Genomic DNA, 4,130 nt, shown 5'->3' with positions numbered 1-4,130 from the left:
CCGGCAAACCTGAAACCTGAAACCTGAAACCTGAAACCTGAAACCTGAAACCTGAAACCTGAAACCTGAAACCTGAAACCTGAAACCTGAAACCTGAAACCTGAAACCTGAAACCTGCATGGTGCCCAGCGGGCCACACGTGCAGAAAGGGGTTCGCTACAATCACGCCACCCCCTGCTGGTCCCGCTCGTCTTCTCACTGGCAATCCGTCGCATGCCGATCCGTCTGTTTTTGATTCTTGGCGCGTTCCTGGTCTCGGTTTTGATGTGGGTCGATCGGGCTTGTATTTCGGCGGCCAAGGATGACATGGCGAGCGATCTGGGGTTTTCTGATCAGCAGATGGGCTGGGTGATGGCGGCGTTTTCGCTCGGCTATGCGCTGTTCCAGGTCCCCAGCGGCAAGTTGGCTGACCGTTTCGGGCCTCGAGTCGTGATGACGGTCGTCTGTCTGTGTTGGTCGCTCTTCACGGCGCTGACCGGCGTGGTCCGTGGGATCTACGCGATGATCGGGCTGCGGTTTCTGTTCGGGCTTGGCGAGGCCGGTGGTTATCCGACGTTGGCGCGGGCGTTCACGAATTGGTTGCCGATGAACGAGCGTGGGATCACCAATTCGATCAGCTTTTCCGGTGGTCGGCTGGGGGCGGCGCTGGCGATGCCCGGCGTGGTTTGGTTGATCGGGGCGCTGGGTGGTTGGCAGCAGACGTTTTGGTTTTTCGGCGCGATCGGGATCGGGTTCGCGGTGGTCTGGTTCGCGCTGTTTCGCGATCGGCCCGAAGATCACTTTGCGGTTTCCCCCGCCGAGCGCGATCACATCATCGAAGCCCGCCGACCGAGAAAGTCCGATTCCGAGGCCGTCAATGCGGTCGCCGACGTTCCAATCACGTTCGGCAACATGTTGCAGTCGCCGAACATGCTGATGTTGATGGTCCAATATGTCGCCCACAACTTCACGTTTTTCTTCACCGTGACCTGGTTCTTTCCGTACTTGAAGGAGAGTTACCAGTTGACCAGCGAGCAGGCCGGTTGGTACGCGATGTCACCGTTGTTGTGCGGCGTGTTGGGGAATTGGCTGGCGGGCTTCACCGTGGATCGTTTGTACAGCCAGGGGCGATGGCAGCTGTCGCGTCGTCTGCCCGCGGCCGTCGGGTTTCTGCTGGCCGCGATCGGCATGAGTCTGTGTGTGAACATGACGACGCCGTTTTGGGCCGTGGTGTGCATGTGCATCGCGATCTTTGGCAGCGACATGATCCTCAGCCCCTCCTGGTCCACTTGCATGGACATCGGCGGCGCGAGCGCGGGGGCGGTTTCGGGGGCGATGAACATGGTCGGCAACCTGGGGGCGTTCTTCACCGCGTTGTCGTTTCCCTATTTGAAGGACGCGTTGGGGTCGCACCAGCCGTTTTTCTATGTCGCAGCGGGATTGAATCTGTTGGCGATCTTCTTATGGTTTCGAATTCGGCCGGATCGAAGCATTGCCGAAGAGCGACTGGGGTACGACCCAGGTTCCGGTGATTGATCGCGTGCCGCTGCTCTCGCTCAAAATCACCGACGTTGGTACCGCACGGATCGCGACGGCGTCCGGACCCTGCTCCATCTTTTTAGGTAGAACGTAGCCACATGAGTCAATCTGACGGACCGAAATTACGAGGCGCGGTGGTCGGCGCCGGCTACTTCAGCCAATTTCATTTCGATTCGTGGAAGCGGATCCCCGGCGTCGATTTGGTCGCGGTTTGCGATTCCAATCCGGCGGCTGCCGAGCGGGCGGCCAAGACCTATGGGATCGATGCCGTTTTCACCGATCACGCGAACATGCTGGCCGAAGTCGAATTGGATTTCGTGGACATCGTCACCCGCCCGGACACGCATTTGACGCTGGTCGGTGATTTTGCCGCCGCCGGCGTCGCAATCATTTGTCAAAAGCCGCTCGCGCCGACCGTCGCCGAAGCCCGCCAGATTGTCGACGTCGCGTGTGCCGCGGGCGTTCGGTTCATGGTGCACGAGAACTTTCGATTCCAGCCCTGGTACCGCGAGATCAAGGAACTGTTGGAGAGCGGCGTGGTCGGGCACAAGGTACACACCCTCACGCAGCGGAATCGCATGGGCGACGGCTGGGGAGACGATGCTTATTTGGCGCGTCAGCCGTACTTTCAGACGATGGAACAGTTTTTGATTTTCGAAGCCGGCATTCACACGATCGACACGTTTCGCTACCTGGCCGGCGAAATCGATCGCGTCTGGTGCATGCATCGAAAACTCAATCCGGTGATCGCCGGCGAAGACACCGCGATCGGGATCTTTCAGTTTGCCCAAAGCGGCGTCGGCGTTTATGACGCCAATCGCTACAACGAGTCGACAGCGGACGATCCACGTTACACGTTCGGCGAGCTGTTGGTGGAGTGTGACGGCGGAACGATTCGCTTGTACGATGACGCCCGGCTGACAATCCAGCCACTCGGACAGCCGGAAGCGCCGCACCCGTATCAACCCAGTCGGCACGGATTTGCCGGCGACTGTGTCCATCAAACGCAATTGCATTTCGTCCGCGGGCTGCGGTCTGGAGAGGCCTTTGAAACCGACGGCCCCAGTTATCTGAAAAGCATCGCGGTTCAGGAAGCGATGTACCGCAGTGCCGAATCGATGATGTGGGAGACACCGTCCGAATGAGGATCCTTGATTTGACGTTGCGATTGGAAAAAGGGATGCGCGGCGTCGACTATGAAACCAAGTACACGGTTGCCAGAGACGGTTGGAACGCGCGGACGTTGCATCTGTATTCGCACTGTGGGACCCACATGGATTCCCCGTATCACTTTGAGGCAGGCGAGCAAACGATCGACCAGATTCCGATCGCCGATTGCATCGGCAAAGCGTGGGTGGTCGGGCTCGACGGTCTGGCCGACCGAACACCGATCACGGTGCAGCACCTGGGGGCGTTGGCCGACCAGGTACAGCCCGGTGATGCGTTGTTGTTGCGGACGCTGTGGAGCCGCCATGTCGGCGATCCCGACCACTACCGCGACCACTTTCCGCCGATCAGCCCCCAGCTAGCCCGCTGGATGGTGGACCGACGCGTCCGGATGGTCGGGGTCGAGCCGCCGTCGGTGGCCGATGTCAACGACTTGGCCGCGGTGACTGAGATTCATCAGATTCTGCTCGGTGCGGGCATCATCATCGTCGAAGGGTTAACGGGCCTGGATCAGTTGACTGAGCCGACGTGCATTTTCGGCGCGATGCCGTTGAAGATCGCCGGGGGCGACGGGGCACCGTGTCGCGCATTCGCGATTTTGGGGGCGACGTGGTGAGTGACCTTTTGAACCAGCTTCCGCCACCGCGCCGCGATGACATGCTGCCCCGAATTCGCCAACTCGCTGAAGCATCCGGTGCCTGCGTGGTGGTGTTGGACGATGACCCGACCGGGACGCAAACGGTCTATCAGACGCCGGTGCTGACCACTTGGGATGTGCCCTCGCTGGCCGGTCAACTGCGCCGTGGCGACACGATGTTCTACGTGTTGACGAACTCGCGGGCGCTGCCCGAGCGTGAGGCCGTTGAATTGGCACGCGTCCTCGGCCGCAACCTGCGTGAAGCGGCGGCGAGCGTCCAGAGAGATGTGACGGTGATCAGCCGCAGTGATTCCACGTTGCGAGGTCATTACCCGGCCGAAGTCGACGCGGTCGCCGAGGCGCTCGGGCATCCCGGTGCGGTCCACGTCATCATGCCGTTTTTTCTTCAGGGCGGACGTTTGACGATTGGTGACACGCACTACGTGGCCGAAGGCGATTCGTTGGTGCCGGCGGCGGACACGCCGTTTGCCCAAGACGCGACCTTCGGATTTCGTCATTCGAACTTGCGTGACTGGGTGGTGGAAAAGACTCGCGAGGCGGTCGAGCAGACGTCGTTGCATTCGGTTTCTATCGAGGAGCTTCGCGAAGGTGACTTGCAGCAGCTCGCGGCGCGGATTGCCGATTTACCGGCGGGAAGCGTCTTGATCATCAATGCGGTCGACATCGCTGATGCCCGCGCGTTCGCGATTGCCGCGCGTTTGGCGGAACGCTCGGGGGCGGAATTGATCTACCGCACCGCAGCGAGTTTTGTCCAAGCCTACGCGGGGCTGGAGGAGAAACCGCTGTT

At 60.4% G+C, this 4,130-nt stretch carries 4 protein-coding genes; all 4 read left to right on the top strand.

Going from position 1 to position 4,130, the window contains the following annotated elements; all coding sequences use genetic code 11:
* Nucleotides 1-213: 213 nt before the first annotated feature.
* Nucleotides 214-1,515: an MFS transporter gene (locus ABX749_RS24445; protein ID WP_372898296.1), complete on the top strand. Its 1,302-nt coding sequence runs from the start codon at nucleotides 214-216 to the stop codon at nucleotides 1,513-1,515.
* A 101-nt stretch (nucleotides 1,516-1,616) separates the two neighbouring features.
* Entirely contained in the window at nucleotides 1,617-2,663 is a 1,047-nt protein-coding gene (locus ABX749_RS24440) for a Gfo/Idh/MocA family protein (RefSeq protein WP_372898295.1), read from the top strand.
* Nucleotides 2,660-3,301, top strand: coding sequence for a cyclase family protein (locus tag ABX749_RS24435; protein ID WP_372898294.1), 642 nt, complete (start codon nucleotides 2,660-2,662; stop codon nucleotides 3,299-3,301). The genes ABX749_RS24440 and ABX749_RS24435 overlap by 4 nt, the downstream gene beginning before the upstream one ends.
* Nucleotides 3,298-4,130: four-carbon acid sugar kinase family protein (locus ABX749_RS24430; RefSeq protein WP_372898293.1), on the top strand; the 833-nt coding region annotated here is incomplete at its 3' end. The genes ABX749_RS24435 and ABX749_RS24430, both read left to right, overlap by 4 nt.

Source organism: Stieleria sp. (assembly GCF_041595215.1).
Classification (GTDB): Bacteria; Planctomycetota; Planctomycetia; order Pirellulales; family Pirellulaceae; genus Stieleria; species Stieleria magnilauensis.
Note: the sequence above shows the minus strand (reverse complement) of the source record. Positions and strands in the feature narration are given on the sequence as shown.